17 protein-coding genes are annotated in these 15,278 nt (G+C 68.4%); 5 read left to right on the top strand and 12 right to left on the bottom strand.

Features of this window, described 5'->3' with window-relative positions:
• Positions 1-5 precede the first annotated feature (5 nt).
• Positions 6-1,076, bottom strand: a complete 1,071-nt coding sequence (locus BJ997_RS20035) for a polyprenyl synthetase family protein (protein ID WP_052542505.1) — start codon at positions 1,074-1,076, stop codon at positions 6-8.
• Positions 1,077-1,107: 31 nt separating this feature from the next.
• A complete protein-coding gene (gene ubiE, locus BJ997_RS20030) occupies positions 1,108-1,851 on the bottom strand; it encodes a bifunctional demethylmenaquinone methyltransferase/2-methoxy-6-polyprenyl-1,4-benzoquinol methylase UbiE (RefSeq protein WP_035838225.1) in 744 nt (247 codons plus the stop codon).
• Between the two features lie 64 nt (positions 1,852-1,915).
• Here ubiE and BJ997_RS20025 point away from each other — a divergent pair, with 64 nt between their 5' ends.
• A complete protein-coding gene (locus BJ997_RS20025) occupies positions 1,916-3,148 on the top strand; it encodes an isochorismate synthase (protein WP_035838213.1) in 1,233 nt (410 codons plus the stop codon).
• Positions 3,149-3,289: 141 nt separating this feature from the next.
• On the opposite strand, the gene BJ997_RS20020 is transcribed toward BJ997_RS20025, so the two are convergent.
• The 6 genes from BJ997_RS20020 to BJ997_RS19995 form a co-directional block, all read right to left on the bottom strand.
• Positions 3,290-4,801, bottom strand: coding sequence for a 2Fe-2S iron-sulfur cluster-binding protein (locus BJ997_RS20020; protein WP_052542507.1), 1,512 nt, complete (start codon positions 4,799-4,801; stop codon positions 3,290-3,292).
• A complete protein-coding gene (locus tag BJ997_RS20015; RefSeq protein WP_221244000.1) occupies positions 4,798-5,787 on the bottom strand; it encodes an FAD:protein FMN transferase in 990 nt (329 codons plus the stop codon). The genes BJ997_RS20020 and BJ997_RS20015 overlap by 4 nt, the downstream gene beginning before the upstream one ends.
• A gap of 3 nt (positions 5,788-5,790) precedes the next feature.
• Complete coding sequence (locus tag BJ997_RS20010) at positions 5,791-6,087, bottom strand: hypothetical protein (RefSeq protein WP_035838217.1); 297 nt, start codon at positions 6,085-6,087, stop codon at positions 5,791-5,793.
• Positions 6,080-6,460 carry a hypothetical protein gene (locus tag BJ997_RS20005; RefSeq protein ID WP_035838219.1) on the bottom strand — a complete coding sequence of 127 codons (381 nt, stop codon included), beginning with the start codon at positions 6,458-6,460 and terminating at the stop codon, positions 6,080-6,082. Before BJ997_RS20005 ends, BJ997_RS20010 begins: the two co-directional genes overlap by 8 nt.
• Positions 6,461-6,547: 87 nt before the next feature.
• The gene (locus BJ997_RS20000) at positions 6,548-7,027 is read right to left on the bottom strand and encodes a hypothetical protein (protein ID WP_183323705.1); all 480 of its coding nucleotides are present in this window, start codon (positions 7,025-7,027) and stop codon (positions 6,548-6,550) included.
• On the bottom strand, positions 7,017-7,511 hold the full coding sequence (locus BJ997_RS19995; RefSeq protein ID WP_152602211.1) for a hypothetical protein: 495 nt from the start codon (positions 7,509-7,511) through the stop codon (positions 7,017-7,019). The genes BJ997_RS20000 and BJ997_RS19995 overlap by 11 nt, the downstream gene beginning before the upstream one ends.
• Positions 7,512-7,632: 121 nt before the next feature.
• Here BJ997_RS19995 and BJ997_RS21840 point away from each other — a divergent pair, with 121 nt between their 5' ends.
• From BJ997_RS21840 to BJ997_RS19985, 3 genes are read left to right on the top strand one after another with little or no spacing between them, the layout of a single operon-like run.
• On the top strand, positions 7,633-7,764 hold the full coding sequence (locus tag BJ997_RS21840) for a response regulator transcription factor (RefSeq protein WP_268871384.1): 132 nt from the start codon (positions 7,633-7,635) through the stop codon (positions 7,762-7,764).
• Between the two features lie 12 nt (positions 7,765-7,776).
• On the top strand, positions 7,777-8,337 hold the full coding sequence (locus BJ997_RS19990; RefSeq protein WP_268871385.1) for a response regulator transcription factor: 561 nt from the start codon (positions 7,777-7,779) through the stop codon (positions 8,335-8,337).
• An 11-nt stretch (positions 8,338-8,348) separates the two neighbouring features.
• Positions 8,349-9,722 carry a sensor histidine kinase gene (locus tag BJ997_RS19985; protein ID WP_221243999.1) on the top strand — a complete coding sequence of 458 codons (1,374 nt, stop codon included), beginning with the start codon at positions 8,349-8,351 and terminating at the stop codon, positions 9,720-9,722.
• A 17-nt stretch (positions 9,723-9,739) separates the two neighbouring features.
• Here BJ997_RS19985 and BJ997_RS21660 read toward each other — a convergent pair whose 3' ends face one another.
• Positions 9,740-11,719, bottom strand: coding sequence for a thiamine pyrophosphate-binding protein (locus BJ997_RS21660; RefSeq protein WP_035837030.1), 1,980 nt, complete (start codon positions 11,717-11,719; stop codon positions 9,740-9,742).
• A 5-nt stretch (positions 11,720-11,724) separates the two neighbouring features.
• Positions 11,725-12,126, bottom strand: coding sequence for a PLD nuclease N-terminal domain-containing protein (locus BJ997_RS19975; protein WP_035837031.1), 402 nt, complete (start codon positions 12,124-12,126; stop codon positions 11,725-11,727).
• Positions 12,127-12,303: 177 nt separating this feature from the next.
• Here BJ997_RS19975 and BJ997_RS19970 point away from each other — a divergent pair, with 177 nt between their 5' ends.
• A complete protein-coding gene (locus BJ997_RS19970) occupies positions 12,304-12,645 on the top strand; it encodes a DUF4229 domain-containing protein (protein ID WP_152602212.1) in 342 nt (113 codons plus the stop codon).
• A gap of 111 nt (positions 12,646-12,756) precedes the next feature.
• On the opposite strand, the gene BJ997_RS19965 is transcribed toward BJ997_RS19970, so the two are convergent.
• Positions 12,757-13,773, bottom strand: a complete 1,017-nt coding sequence (locus tag BJ997_RS19965; RefSeq protein ID WP_052542317.1) for a 1,4-dihydroxy-2-naphthoate polyprenyltransferase — start codon at positions 13,771-13,773, stop codon at positions 12,757-12,759.
• A gap of 81 nt (positions 13,774-13,854) precedes the next feature.
• On the bottom strand, positions 13,855-15,024 hold the full coding sequence (locus BJ997_RS19960) for an AMP-binding protein (RefSeq protein ID WP_183323703.1): 1,170 nt from the start codon (positions 15,022-15,024) through the stop codon (positions 13,855-13,857).
• Positions 15,025-15,278 lie beyond the last annotated feature (254 nt).

The following is a 15,278-nucleotide window of genomic DNA, read 5'->3' as shown; positions in this document are numbered from 1 at the left end:
CCTTTCTAGCTGGATCGCTCGACGATGGTCTCGGCGAATCGGGTGAGCGCCTTCTTCACCGGCCCGGCGGGCAACGGCGAGAGGGCGGCAACGGCGTCACGGGCCCAGGAATGGGCCTCGGCCAAAGTTTCGGCGGTCACAGGGTGTTCGCGCAGGGCCGTGATGGCGGAATCGGCGGCCTCGGTGGCGATGCCGTTGCTCGTCATCACGTCACGTTCCAAGCGGGCGAGCAGCGCTGCATCCGCTTCACTGCTCGGGGCGCGCTCGCGCAGCCGAAGCAGTGGGAGGGTCACGACGCCGGCGCGCAGGTCGGTGCCGGGCACCTTGCCGGTCTGCTCGGGCTGCGGCGACAGGTCGAGAACGTCGTCGATCAACTGGAAGGCCACTCCGATTTTCTCGCCGAACGTCACCACCGGCTGCTCGTACTCTGCCGGGGCGTTGGAGAACACGATGCCGGCCTGCGCTGCCGCGGCAATGAGCGACCCTGTCTTGTCGGCGAGCACTCCGATGTAGTGCTGCACGGGATCCTGACCGGGTTGCGGTCCCACAGTCTCCCGAAACTGCCCGAGCACCAGACGCTCGAAGGTGGCCGCCTGCAAGCGGATGGCCCGCTCACCGAGACGTGCCATCAGCTGACTGGCTCTCGCGAACAGCAAATCCCCGGTGAGAATGGCAATCGAATTTCCCCACACGGCCTGCGCGCTGGGCACGCCCCGTCGCTTGTCCGAGTCGTCCATCACGTCGTCGTGGTACAGCGAGGCGAGATGGGTGAGCTCGATGGCGCTGGCCGCGGTGATCACGTCGGGAACCGCGCCGTCACCGAGGTGCGAGGTGAGCAGGGCGAGCATCGGGCGAACGCGCTTTCCGCCGGCATCGAAGAGATACCGCGTGGTCACGTTCGCGATTTCGTTCGCGTAGACGAGTTCGGTGATGAGCGAGGACTCGACGTCTTCGATGCCGGCGTCGATGTTGGCTGCAAGGCCACGGTCGGCCGCCGTCGCGAAAATACGCTCGCTCAAGCCGAGCTGACTCGTCACGGAGGGGCTCCGCCGCACCACGGGGGCTCTGGGTTTCACTGTGTCAGCCTAACGAAGAGTAAGAAAAGAGCTAGGAGGTCGCGTCGGTCGATGCCGCTGCGGGCTGCGCGTCGGGGGACTTGACCCCGCGGTGCAGGGCCACGATACCGAGGGTGAGGTTGCGGTAGGCAACTCCCTCGTAGCCCGCGCCCCGCAACCAACCGCTCAGCGTGGCCTGATCCGGCCAGGCCGCGATCGACTCGCCCAGGTAGTCGTAGGCCTCCGCGTTCGACGATGCCAGGCGCACGATGGCGGGCATCACGTGGTTGAGGTACGCGAAGTAGCCCACTCGCACCGGGGTGAGCGGTGGTGTGGAGAACTCGCAGATCACGACGCGCCCGCCGGGCTTGGTGACCCTGTAGAACTCGGCGAGCGCCTTTTGGGGCTCCACGACATTGCGCAGGCCGAAGGAAATGGTGACAGCGTCGAACTCGCCGTCCGCGAACGGCAGCGCTGTGGCATCCGCCTGCACAAACTCGATGTTCGGGTTGTCGGCGTGACGCTGGCGCCCGACCTCGATCATGCCCTCGGAGAAGTCCGCGGCCACGACCTGGGCGCCCGTGCGCGTGAGCGCGGCACTCGATGTGCCTGTGCCGGCGGCGATGTCGAGGATGCGCTCTCCCCGCTTCGGGCCGACGGCGCGCGTGGTGGCGACGCGCCACAGGGTGGCATTGCCCATGGACAGCACGGCGTTGGTGCGGTCGTAGTGCGCCGCAACCTCGTCGAACATGGCAGCCACCTGCGCGGGCCGTTTGTTGAGGTCTGCTCTATTCACCACACCAGTCTAGATCGCGCGGGCGTACGACAGATGGACACACGGGCGGGCGTAGTCTAATCAGGTGAATGCGCAGGCCCTAACGGTCGAAACCACCCCAATTCCCGACATCCGCCAACTGGTTCTGCTCCTCGATCAGCGTCAGCCGCTGCTCTGGATGCGTCGCAACCAGGGGCTCGCCGGTGTCGGTACCGCGTTGCGGCTGGAATTCTCCGGCCCCAACCGAATGACGGATGCCGCGAGCGCGTGGCAAGAGGTCGTGGCCGCGGCCACTGTGACCGACCCGCTTCAGCGCACGGGCACCGGACTGCTCGCGTTCGGGGCGTTCGCATTCGACGAGTCCTCGGCCGAGACCAGCGTGCTGATCGTTCCCGAAGTGATCGTGGGGCGCGAGAACGGGCAATGCTGGGTGACCCGCGTGTGGCACACCGGGTCAGCCGCGCCGGCGCATCCGCTCACCCTGCACCCGCTCGGCAACGAGTACCGCATCTCGCTGCTGCCGGGCGCCCTCAAGCCCGCCGCCTACCGGGAGGCCGTCGCAGAGGCCGTGGGGCGAATCGGGTCGCTGGAACTCAACAAGGTAGTGCTCGCCCGCGACCTCGTGGGGCGCCTGCCCGACGAATCAGACCTGCGGCGCACCATCACCAAGCTCGCGCTCGGGTACCCCGACTGCTGGACCTACGCGGTCGACGGGCTCGTGGGCTCCAGCCCGGAGACGCTGATTCGCGCCGACCACGGGGAGGTCAATGCGCGAGTGCTCGCTGGCACGATCTCGCGGGGAGCGGATGCCGTGGCCGACACCGAGGCCGCCCTGGCCCTCGCCACCTCGAGCAAAGACGGCGACGAACACGAGTTCGCGGTGCAGAGCGTGCTCAAGTCGCTGCGCCCGCACACGTCGGTGCTCGCCACGAGCGAGATCCCCTTCACGGTGAAGCTTCCCAACCTGTGGCACCTGGCAACGGATGTCGAGGGCACACTCAGCGACGGATCCACCTCCCTTGACTTGATCGCCGCCCTGCACCCGACGGCCGCCGTTGCGGGGACCCCGACCCAGAGCGCGCTCGCGCTCATTCGCGAGCTGGAGCCGTTCGACCGCGGGCGCTACGCCGGCCCGGTGGGCTGGGTCGGCGCCGACGGCGACGGCGAGTGGGCTATCGCGCTGCGCTGCGCCCAAGTGAGCCGCACCGGCGACGTGACGGCATATGCCGGTTGCGGCATAGTTCTCGATTCCAATCCGGAACACGAGCTCGCCGAGACGAAAATGAAGTTCCGTCCCGTCGTCGAGGCCTTCGGCTAACAGCGTCCTCGTCCGCCCCCCGGCATAACTCCTGCAGATTCTGGGCCGGTCCCAGTTCGGGCCCGGAATCACGCGGCCGCCAGGCTGGGCAGTCCCGATTTGCAGGAGTTATGCGCCGGATAGCTCAGCACAGCTAGATGTTCAGCACCAGGGCGGGTGTCGTGGCCCGGGAGACGCAGGGTACATGATGCGCAGCGACTCCTTGTCATCGTCGTCCATCACCGAGTCGAGGTGCTCCGGATCGCCGGCCAGCACGCGCACCTCGCAGGTTCCGCAGACGCCCTTGCGGCAGGATGCGAGCACGGGGAGGCCATTCTCCACGAGGGCCTCCAGAATGCTCTGCCCGGCCGGAACGTCACAGGCTTTGCGACTCTTGCGGCACTCCACATGCACGGGCGCTGCGGGTCGGCCGGCTCGTTCGAGGGCAACGAATCGCTCCAGATGCATACGTTCGGCGGGTACCCGGGCGGCGACGGCGCTCATGAGCGACTCCGGCCCGCAGCAGTACACCTCGTCGGCGCCGAGCCCGATCACGTCGTCGAGGTTGAGGCTCGGGGTGTTCTCGTCGCTCGCCTGAATGAGCACCCGACCCGGGTATTGCTTCTCAAGCTCGGCGGCAAAGGCCATCGTACGACGGCTCCGACCCACGTAGACAAGGCGCCAGTCGCGCTGTGCGGGCAGGGACTCGATCATGGCCTTCATCGGCGTGATACCGATCCCGCCCGCGATGAAGAGGTATTCCGGGGCAGGTTCGAGCTCGAAGTGATTGAGCGGCCCCGACACCTCGATGGTCATGCCGGGGACGAGGTGCTGATGGATCCACTCACTGCCGCCCTCCGAATCCACGGTGCGCAGAACGGCGATGTCGTAGTGATGCCGGTCGGCCGGGTCGCCGCAGAGCGAGTACTGCCGGTCAAGACCGTTGGGCAGGTGCAGGGTGAGGTGCGCACCGGGATGCCACAGCGGCAGGGGCGCCCAGTCGTGGCGTTCCAAGCGGATGCCCAGCACCCCCTCCGCAATCGGCGTCGCGCTGGCCACGACGAGACCTCGCTTCTCCGGCTGCGGCACCGGCGAGGCGCCGCCCGGGGCGGCTCTCTTCGCGTCGATCTTGCGCGCGGGGCGCGTGGCGGTGCCGGTGGAGATGCGGATGATGATCGCAACGGCCACCACGGCGATCAGGCTCACGGCGACTATTTTGTACCAGAGGGAGCCGACGTCCGTTCCGGTGAAACCGGCGTGGAACGAGATGAGGATGAGCGCGGCGAAGCTCGAGTAGTGCACACCCTTCCAGAACTTGCGCGGTAGCCGGTTCATCAGCAGCGATGATCCTTGGATGGCCAGGAGCAGGTAGAAGGCAAGGATTCCGAGTGCCACTGGCAGCGGTTTGAAGTCGGTCGCGAACGGCGCAAGCACCTCGCCGGGGGTGAAGGCGAGCCACTTATCCAACATCAGCGACACCATGTGCAGGCCCACCATGATGAGCATCGTGCCGCCGAGAAAACGGTGCAGGTCTTGCAGCCAGGCGGGGTTGTCGACGCGACGCATCACGCGCGTGGACAGCAAGATGCCCCACACAACGGATGCCGTCATGAGCGCCCACGCGATGATGGCGCTGGCCCGGGAGATATACCACCAGAGGTGCGGCTCGGTCATGAGTAATTCTTCCAATTCGCTGAAGAGGTCAGGGTGCCCGTGTCGTCGATCACGAGGCCGGCGGCGCCCACGGTGGGCAGCCAGGCGAGATACTCGGTGGTGTCGCGCAGGAAGCCGGGTTTGGTCAGGGATTCCGCTCGAGCTCCCGTCGCCGCGATCACGGAAACGGTCTGAATTCTGGTGAGTGCGCTCAAGTGGGTGCGGGGGCTGATGAGATGGTGGCGGTCACCCTGCGCCGTGCTCCAGCGCCGTTTGCGCTGGCTTGAGGTGACGAGGGCGCCGGAGGCCAGCCGCACGATGGCGGAGCGCTCGGGCGCGGTATCGATTGCGTTCTCGGCGAAGCGCAGTGGATTTTCGATGCCGAGCCGCCAGGCCACGTCGTCGGGCGCCTGCCCAGCCACCACGATGTCCCCGCCGATTTCGGCGAGCGCGCCCCACGCTCCCCCGGCGAGCGCGTCTTCGCACACGATGTCGGCGGCGAGCCCCTTGCCGATGCCGCCCGGGTCGATCGTCGTGCCCAGCGGCATCCGTATGGTGCTGCCGTCGATCACGATGCCGCGCAGGTTTCCCGGTGCACGCGCCGAGGCCGGCAGCGTCGTGATGCGGTCGGGGGTGAGAACGGATGCCGCGTAGCCGGCGGCCACGAGATCGGGCAGGAGCGTGGGGTCGTAGTCGCCGGAGGTGAGTGCGGCTGCCTCTGTCATGGCGATGATCAACCGCACAGTGAGCGGGTCGACCTCGATCGCGCGACCCTCCGCCCAGTTCAGCCGGGTCACGTCGCTGTCGGGCAGGAACCTGCTCCACAGCTGCTCGCAGCGGTCGGCGAGGGCGAAAACCCGCGCCAACGCGGCAGGTCCGCCGCCCACGAGCATGACGGAGGCCCGCCCGCCCATCAGCGTCTGGGAACGCGAGACGCACTCCGGTCTGGTCTTAGTTTCGGAAAAGACAGCACGGACTGCGTCTCGCGCGATCTGGGGGTCAGCCACGGGTCAGCCGCCGGACCCTGCCGAGGTGGCCTGCACTGGAGCGCCCACGCGGGCCAGGGCTGCCGCTGCGGTAGCCGCTTTCTGGGCGGCTGCGGCCTGGGCGGCCGCAGCGTCAGCACCCGCCTGTGCCGTGGCGGCATCCGCGGCAGCCTGAGCAGCGGCAGCGAGTGTCTGCGCGTCCTGCACGGCCTGCGCGGTGGCCGCGGTCTGGAAGCCTGAGACCATACCCACGAGGGCGAGAACCGAGACGACCCCCGTGGCGATGCGCGCCCGGCGAGCCGGGTGGACTGCCTTAGTCATCGTCCCCGGTCTCCTGCTCTTCGTGTTTTGATCCGTCGTCGCCGTTGTCGTCGCCGTTGTCGTCGCCGTTGTCGTCGCCGTTGTAGCCGTCGTCGTCGGAGTAGAAGGGGGTGGCGGTACTGGTTGCATCAACCGCGGCCGGTGCCGGCAGCTCGGGTTCCGCCGTGGCCGCCGGGATGGCGATCGCTGGTGCGGCCGTGGCTGGCACCCCGGTAGAGGGAACGTCGGTGGAGGCGGGAATGATCACCTCCGTGGCCCCGCCGATCGCTCCCGTGCCGAGGGAGGAGAGCGTGTCGGCGTTCACGGCCATCGCGGCCGACGCGAGGCCCAGCACACCGACGATGGACAAGATCGTGATCGTTTTCGATTTCATGTTTTGAGACTACGGAGGCGACTCTCCAGGCCGACCCGGTGAACATCCAAGACTTGTCCAAGAAAATCGATCGGTGTCGAGCAGGCGCTAACCGCCGGACCCTCCCGACGAGCCCTGCACGGGTGCGGGAGCCGGCGCGACCGGGGCCGGCGGGGGTGGCGGGGGCGCGGGGGCCGGCGCGACGGGGGCTGGCGGGGGCGGCGCCGGGGCCGGCGGAGCCGCAGGGGCCGGGGCCACAGGCCCAGGAGCCGCGACCCGCGCCACCGGGGCGGCCGGCACCGGTTGCGGCACCGCCGCGATCGGGACAGCCGGCGCTGGAGCGGCCGGGGCGGGCTCGGAAACGACGGGCACGGCATCCGCTACCGGAGCGGGCGCGGCCGTCGCGACGGCGGCTTTCTGCACGATCACGGCAACGGATGCCCGTTGGGCCGAGTCCTTCGCCGCCTGCGCCGCGTCGGCGCTCGCCGCCACCTGGAACCCCGAGACCATGCCCACGAATGCGAGGGTGCAGGCGGCCCCCGTCACGACGCGGGCACCGCGCGCCGGATGCCTGCGCCTAGTCGTCATGCTCGGGATCCTCGCTGTGGTCCGGTTGCTCGGGCTGCTCGAATTCAGCTGCGTCGTCGTCGGAGGCCTCGTCAATGGGCTGCGCCGGTGCCGCCACGATCGGGGCTGGCACTGGCGCCACGGGCACCGGTGCTGCGCGCGGCACCGCTGCAGCAGACGCGGTCCCGGCCGCGGCCGGTCCTGCGGGGGCAAGGGCGCGCACCGGCACGGCCACCGAGACTGCCGGCGCCGGGGCCGCAGCGGGCGGCGGCACGGGTGCGAGCGGACCCTCGGGCACGGTGAGAGCGGGCGCCGGGGCGTCTACCGCGGGCTCTGCTGACGCCGGGAGGGGATCAGCTGTGACCGCCTGAACAACCACGTCGGCGGCCCGCCCTAGTGAACTCGAATGCACCGCGGAGAATGTATCCGCGTTCACAACCATGGCCGCCGTGGCGATACCGAGGACTCCTGCAATTGACACCATCGTCAAGACTTTCGACTTCATGATTCGAGGCTACGAAAGCTTCGCCGAGATTAACCCGTCTGATATCCAAGACTTGTCCAAGAACCGCGGGCGCCCCCGCCGCACCGCACCGATACGCCCGCCACGGCGGCATGATTGACCTATGCGAGTTCTCCTGGTCGAAGACGACAGGTCAGTTGCGGACGGAATCATTGACGGCCTCACCTACGCCAACATCGAGTGCCGACGCGTGGCCACCGGTGCGGCGTGCCTCGACGCGATGCTCGAGTATTAGCCCGACCTCGTTCTGCTCGACCTGGGCCTGCCCGACATGGACGGCACCGATGTGTGCCGGGCCATCCGTCTGACCAGCCAAACACCCATCATCGTGGTGAGCGCTCGCGACGACGAGATCGATCGCGTGATCTCCCTCGAGATCGGCGCGGACGACTACGTGATCAAACCGTTCGGCATGCGCGAACTGGTGGCCCGGATCCGTGCCGTTTCACGGCGCTTCGCCCACGCCGGCGGCGACAGCGGTCCGGAAGCCGATGGCGCTGAACGCACCCGCGGCGCCCTCGTGATAGACACCCGCGCACAACGAGTCACCCTGTCCGGCACGGTTGTGTACCTCACGCCGAAGGAGTTCGACCTGCTCGTGTACCTCTCCGACGACCCGGGGGCTGTCTTCCGGCGCGGCGATATCCTGCACGATGTGTGGGACACAAACTGGTACGGCACCACGAAAACCCTTGATGCGCACATCGCCGCGATCCGGAAGAAACTCGGCAACCCAGCCTGGATCGAATCCGTTCGCGGTGTCGGTTTCCGGTTCGAGGTTCCCATAGTTCCGGCGGCGCCGGCATGAGGTGGCGGCTGATGGCGGCGTTCATCGGCGTCACACTGCTCATGCTCCTGGTGCAGGACATTCCGCTGAGTTCCTACCTCCGCACTGTCGAGAACGACCGAATCGTCACGGCCCTCGAGCGGGACGCCTTCGTGCTCGCCGGCCGCAGCGAGGAATTTCTCGAAAGCCCTACGCCTGCGGATGAATCGACGCTCGCAGCCGTCGCACGCACCTACCGTGACGCCGGAGGGGCCCGCGTGGTCATCGTCGACACGGCCGGCACTGCCGTTGTCACGAGCGATGATGATCAGTCCAGTTTCGGCTCCTCCTACGCCTCTCGGCCCGAAATCGCGGAGGCGCTCACCGGCCGCATCACCTCGGGAGAGCGTTACTCCGACACCGTGAAAACTGAGTTGCTCTACGTGACAGTGCCGGTCTTCAGCGGCGACCGCGTGCTCGGCGCCGTGCGCCTCACTTACCCGAGCCAGGTCGTGACGGATGCCGTCAGTCGCCAGATCCGCCTTCTCGGTCTCGTGGCGCTCACGACGGTTCTCGTGGCGGGGCTCGTGGGTTTGATCTTCTCCGGCAGGGTGACGCGCCAACTCAAGCTGCTGCAGGGTGCCACAGAACGACTCGCCGAGGGCGATCTCAGCGCACGAGCCGACGAGACGTCCGGCGCGCCGGAGCTGCGCTCACTGTCAACGTCGTTCAACCTCATGGCGGAGCGGCTCAACTCCCTCATTCAGCAACAACGCACCTTCGCAGCGGATGCTTCGCACCAATTGCGCACCCCCCTCACGGCCCTGCGCCTCCGCCTCGAGCGCACGCGGAATCTGCTCCACACCGACCCGGCCGGCGCTACCGAACGGCTCGCCGCTGCAGAGAGCGAGGTGGATCGCCTCAGCAACATCGTGGAGGGGCTCCTGCTGCTCAGCCGAACCGAGGCGAGCTCCGCACCGCTGGAGGTTCTCGACCTCGCCTCCGTCGCCCAGGAACGGATGGAGCAGTGGCAGGCCCTGGCCCAGGAGTCCGACGTGACGATCGTCTACGAGGGCGCAACGGCCGCATCCGTTCGCGCCACGGCACTCGCCCCGGAGCAGATCCTCGACAACTACCTCGACAATGCGCTTTCCGTGAGCCCGGCCGGCAGCACGATCGTGGTGCGCGTCGCCGTGGCCGGGGCTCACACCACCCTGCACGTGCTGGATGACGGGCCCGGAATGTCGCCGGAGGAGTGCACTCGGGCCTTCGACCGCTTCTGGCGTGCCACCTCGGATCACCCCGGCAGCGGACTCGGGCTCGCCATCGTCTCCCAGCTCGCGAGGGCCAGCCGGGCCACGGCTGCGCTGGCCCCGCGCCCCGGCTCCGGAATCGACGCCTCCGTCACCTTCGAGGCCGTGCCCTGACCCCAAAGCGGGCGAGCTCAGCGGGCGAGCGGCACCTCGAGGATGCTGGGCCCGACGGGAACACCGGTGAGGGCACGCTCGAGGTCCGTGCGCGTGCCGGCGAGGGTGTACTCCCAGCCGTAGGCGGCCGCGAGGGCAGCCAGGTCGACGTGGCGCGGCGTGAACAGAACCCGGTCGAGGGCCGCGGACGGCGCGGTCGACGCCACCTCGAGGCCGTCGAAGATGGTGCCGCCGCCGTCTGTTCCCACAATCACCTGCAACCGCGGCAGGGTCTCGCCCGGCGCGAGCAAGAGTGACCCCACGTCGTGCAGCAGGGTGAGGTCGCCGAGCAAGAGCCGCGTCACTCCCGCCGAGCGGGGTTCGGCGCCGGCCTGGCTCGCCAGGGCGATGCCCATCGCGGTCGCCACCGTGCCGTCGATGCCGGCGAGACCCCGATTGGAGTGAACCGAGATCTTCTTGCCCGGCACCCGACGATCGGCCTCACGAATCAGCCGTGACGCACCCAGCACGAGGCGGTCGTGCGGCCACGAGGCGCGCCACACCGCGTCCACGAGGAGAGAACGGGTAAGCGGGGCACGCAGCGCGGCAAGCTCTGCTCTCGAGATGCCGCGCTTGTCGAGTGGATACGATTCCCGCTCAGACTCCGCAGCAAGCAGCTGGCGGCTCGTCATCACCCAGCGTCCCAGCCATTCGCGCGCCGCGGCGGTGCCCACGGCGGCAACGGATGCCGCATCCGCTTCAACAGTGCGGGCCAGCGTCTGCGCGGCGTGCGCGGGGTTGTACCACTCGGTGCCGGTGGGGGCCACGACGATGGTCTCCACGCCACCGCGTGCGATGAGGGCAGGGACCTCCCGGCTGAGGGTGGGGTGCCCGAACACGATGACCCGTTCGATACGGCCGCCGAGGTCGTCGGCGTGCAGGAGCTCCCGGGAGCTGACGACGAGGTTGGGCCCGAAGCGAGCTCCGCTCGACACCTCGGCGAGCAGCGGCCAGCCGCCGGAGCGGGCGAGGTGCTCGGCCTCGGGACCGGCGCCGTGGCCGGCCACGACCACCGTGCGCGGTCCGGGCGCGATCTGCACGAGGGCGTGCACCTCGGGCGGCCCGGGCTCCCGTGCGGCTTCGGCCACGGCGTCATCCAAATCGGCGCTCTCGTCGGAGCCCCACGACCCACGGTCCTGGGCATTGTCGCGGGCGTCCTGCGCGGCGTCGCCGCCGAGGCTCATCCAGCCTGATTCGGCCGAGCCGTCAGCGGCCACACCCCCGCGTCGGGACTCCTCCTCGGCACGAGAGAACTCGGCGGGCCCACCCGCGCCAGCGAGCACATCGGCCGACCCGCGCCGCACGTCCGGCGCATCAGGAACGTCACCGTCGGCGTCGGGCAGGTCGGGCAGGTCGGGCAGGTCGGGCAGGTCGGGCAGCGTCACGGCCGCGGACAGTGGCTCCCGGAACGCGAGATTGAGCTGCACAGGGCCGGGGGCCAGCGTGTGGGTGCCGAGGGCGGCATCCGTTGCCCGCTGGGCGAGCCGCGCGGCTACCGCGGCCTCGTCGGGCTCGCCAGTGGGCGCGGGCACGTCGACGCACAGGTGCGCCGCCACCCCGAAGATGCCCGGCTGCACAGTGGTCTGGTTCGAGCGGATGCCGCGCAGCTCGCTCGGACGATCAGCCGTCAGCAGTATGAGCGGCACACCGGAGTGGTGCGCCTCAAGCACGGCAGGGTGCAGGTTTGCCACTGCCGTTCCCGATGTGGTGATCACGAGGGCGGGCAGCCCGGTTTCGACCGCGAGCCCAAGCGCGAGGAAGCCAGCCCCGCGTTCGTCGGTGCGCACGTGGAGGGAGATGCGGCCGAGCCGCTCGAGTTCCGCGCAGGCCAGCGCGAGGGCCTGGGAGCGCGCGCCTGGGCTCAGCACAACTTGGCGTACACCGAGGCGTACGAATTCGTTCAGCAGTGCGAAGCTGAAATCGGTGGCCGGGCTTCCGCTACGAAGCGGCGCGGGCATCCGTTTCAGACGTCCCGGCGGCCGGGCTGGTCGCCCTCGCCCGGGTCGGTGGTCTTCGGAACGTCCTGGTCTTTCTTCGCCTCGGGCTTGTCGAGGTCGGCAAGCTCCTCCTCAAGGCGACGCAGGCGCTCGCGCGTGTCCTTGTCGTTGTTGAGGGAGCGCAGAAATTCAGGGTCGTCGTCAGGTGCCACTGTTCGGAAGGACCGGCCCACCGGGGATGCCCCGCGGCCGCGGCCGACGAAGAGCCAGAGCAACGGGCCGATGAGGGGCACGAGCACGATGACGAAGATCCATACCCAACGTGGCAGGCCACGCACTCGCTTGCGCTCGAACAGGGCGCAGTCCACGACTGTGTAGACGGTCAGGATGAGGACGGCCAGTCCGATGAAAATCAGCAGCTTGGGCATAACTCAATTGTAAGCCGGTCCCCGACATGGCGCGACGCAAGAAGGTCCCTACCGACCTCTGTTCGGCTGCCTCACGGGAATCCGGTGTCGGTTGGCACCGGATTCGTCGTCGGTGAACCCACCGAAAACCCGTACGCACCGCAGCGTGCGCACAGTTGCGCATCCTATGCTGAGCACATGAAATCCGTCCCCTCCTGGGTGTCCTACTCAGTCTTTCGCGTGCTGCTCTTCGTCGCTCCCCTCGCAATCCTGCTGCTGCTCGGCATCAAGGAATGGATCGCCGCCGTGATCGCCGCGCTGGTGGGCATGAGCCTGTCGTTCATCTTCCTGCGCAAGACCCGGGAGAAGGTTGCGCGCGACCTGTATGCCGCGCGTCACCGCGAGAAGCCGCGCGTTCACGAAGACGCCGAGCTCGAGGATGCCGCGCTCGACCGCGAAGAACGCAAGGCCACCCCGGTCGAATCGACCGCCGGTGCCGAGCAGAGCACGGACTCTCGCCAGAACGGCTCACAGCCCTAACCGGCGCGTCTGCGCCGCTCCCGCGCCCCGCTACCGCTGTAGCGACCGCGGCGCGCGACACGGGCGCGAGTGCGGGCAGGGGCAAGCGGATGCCGCCGGTCGCGGCCGGGATCAGAGCGCGAAGGCCAGCCCCAGCAGCACCCCGTACGCGAGCGCCGCGATGCTCGTGAGCTTGAGGGCGAGAATGAGCTCGCCCGCCGATCGTCCCGTCACCGCGATGAGGCACGCCGGCAGGGCGATGAGCAGCACGAAGAACGTCAAGAACGCGAGCGGATAGAACAGCGAAAAGAAGCCGACGAAGACGAACGGCAGCAACAGGAAGACGCAGAAAACCACGCGCCCCCACTTCGGGCCCATCAGCACGGCGAGAGTGCGTTTGCCCGCTGCGGTGTCGGGCTCGATGTCGCGCAGGTTGTTCACCATCAGCACGGCACAGGCGATCAGCCCGATACCGACGGCGCTCAGCCAGCTCTCCACGTTGACGCGCCCAACCTGCACGTACGTGGTTCCCATGGTGGCAACCAGACCGAAGAACACGAACACGAACAGCTCGCCGAGGCCGAAGTATCCGTACGGCTTCTTGCCGCCGGTGTACAGCCAGGCCGCGGCGATCGCGATGACGCCCACAATCAGCAGCCACCAGTACTGGGTGAGGAGCACGAGCACGAGCCCGGCGACGGCGGCGAGGGCGAAGAAGGCCAGCGCCACCGTGAGCACCGTGCGGGGCTGTGCGGCGCCTGCCGCTGTCAGGCGGGCCGGCCCGACCCGAAAGTCATCCGTGCCGCGGATGCCGTCGGAATAGTCGTTTGCGTAATTCACGCCGATCTGCAGACACAGGGCCACGATCAGGGCGAGCAACGCGCGAACCGGGTGGTACACACCGGGTTCGCTCGCGACGATGGCGGCCCCCGTGCCGAGGGCAACCGGCGCGATGGCGAGGGGAAGCGTGCGCAACCGAGCGCCCGAGATCCAGTCGGCTGCCGACGCCGATTTGACCGTGTTGTGCCCGCGCAGGGCTGGATTATTGCGCTTGGCCGGGTTGCCCGATTTGCCGTGCGTCTTCGCCGCTGAGGTTTTCGCCGCTGACGTCTTGGCTGAGTTCTCGTCAGTCACCTTCGCAGGGTTCATGCGTTCTTGTCTGGGCCGCACGGGCCGCGCTCCATTTGCCACGCCCCGATTCTACCGGAGGGCTCGTGCCGATGTCCTCAATCAGAGCGCGGCGGTGATGGCCCGCCGATCCGGCTTACCCGACGTGAGCAGCGGAATCGACGGCACGATCACGAATCGCGCGGGCCGGGCAGCCCGACCGAGAACGGATGAGACGGCATCCGCGATGCGTGTCTCGACAGAGGTCTCGACAAGCTCGACGCGGGTCGCGGAGCTGCCCGCTGCGACGATCACGGGCACCTGGCCCCACTCGGGGTCGTTCGCAGCCACGACGACGGCATTCTCGAGGCCGGGAAACGCCCGCACGATGGCCTCCACCTCGTCGAGGGACACTTTCACGCCACCGGAAATAATCACATTGTCGGCCCGTCCCAGCACCCGCACCACGCCTGAAAGCGGGTCTACAGTGCCGAGATCTCCCGTGCGATACCAGCGCACGCCATGAACTTCACTGAATCTCTGCCTGGTGCGTTCCGGCTCCCCGAGGTACCCCTCGGCCAGCACCGCACCGGAGATTTCGAGCTGCCCGCCCACCGCACGCACGCGGGTGTTGCCGATCGGCACTCCGTTGTACACGCACCCGCCGGCCGTCTCCGACGAGCCGTAGGTGCGTACGACGCGCAGATCGAGCTCCTCGGCGCGAGTCTGCAGCTCCGAGGGCATGGCCTGGCCACCCACGAGAATGGCCGTGAACCGGCGCAGCACCGCTCGCGTCCGTAGGTCATCGGTGGCCGCGTCACACAATCTGGCGAGCTGCACGGGCACCAGCGAGGTGTAACGCAACGGCTCGGTCATGGTCTCTGCGAGGTTGCGGAAGGCGTGCGCGTCAAAGTGCCCGGGCGCCAGCACCACCGGCGTTGTCACGGCAGCGATCGACCGCACGAGCACCTGCAGGCCCGCGATGTAGTGCGTGGGCAGTGCGAGCAGCCATTGGCCGGGGCCGCCGAGCGCGTCACTCGAAGCGGCGGCACCGGCCAACAGGGCGTCGGTGCTGAGCATCACGCGCTTGGGCGCGTCCGTTGAGCCGGAAGTCTCGATCACGACGGCGACGGAGCGCGGCACGGTGAGACCGTCACGCGGTGCAGCAGACGCCGCGACCGGCATGAGGGCGTCGCCGCTCGACGTGAGCGCCCCGCGCAGGAGAGCCATCAGCTCAAGGGGGTCCGGCGCGCCACGACCGCTCACCTGCACCGCGCGTAGCGTCCGGGTCATGCCGGCCTCATGTATGACAGTTCTGCGGCAGCTCGGCGATCCACGGTGACGGTGTCGGCCGGGCCGGTGGCGGCGTTGAGCGGGCCGGCGTTGCGAGGGCCAGGATTCATGGGGCCAGCCTACTTCGCCACTGCACGTGAGTGACCGGGGCACAGCTTCAAGATAAAAAAATACGCTGCCCATTAGGGCAAGTCAACCCCTTGAAGCCCTGCTTTTTCACGGGTGTAATTGTGTTTTGGAAAAGATCGGGAGGC

The organism is Cryobacterium roopkundense (assembly GCF_014200405.1).
GTDB classification, from domain to species: domain Bacteria; phylum Actinomycetota; class Actinomycetes; order Actinomycetales; family Microbacteriaceae; genus Cryobacterium; species Cryobacterium roopkundense.
This window is presented reverse-complemented; position numbering and strand designations above follow the sequence as displayed.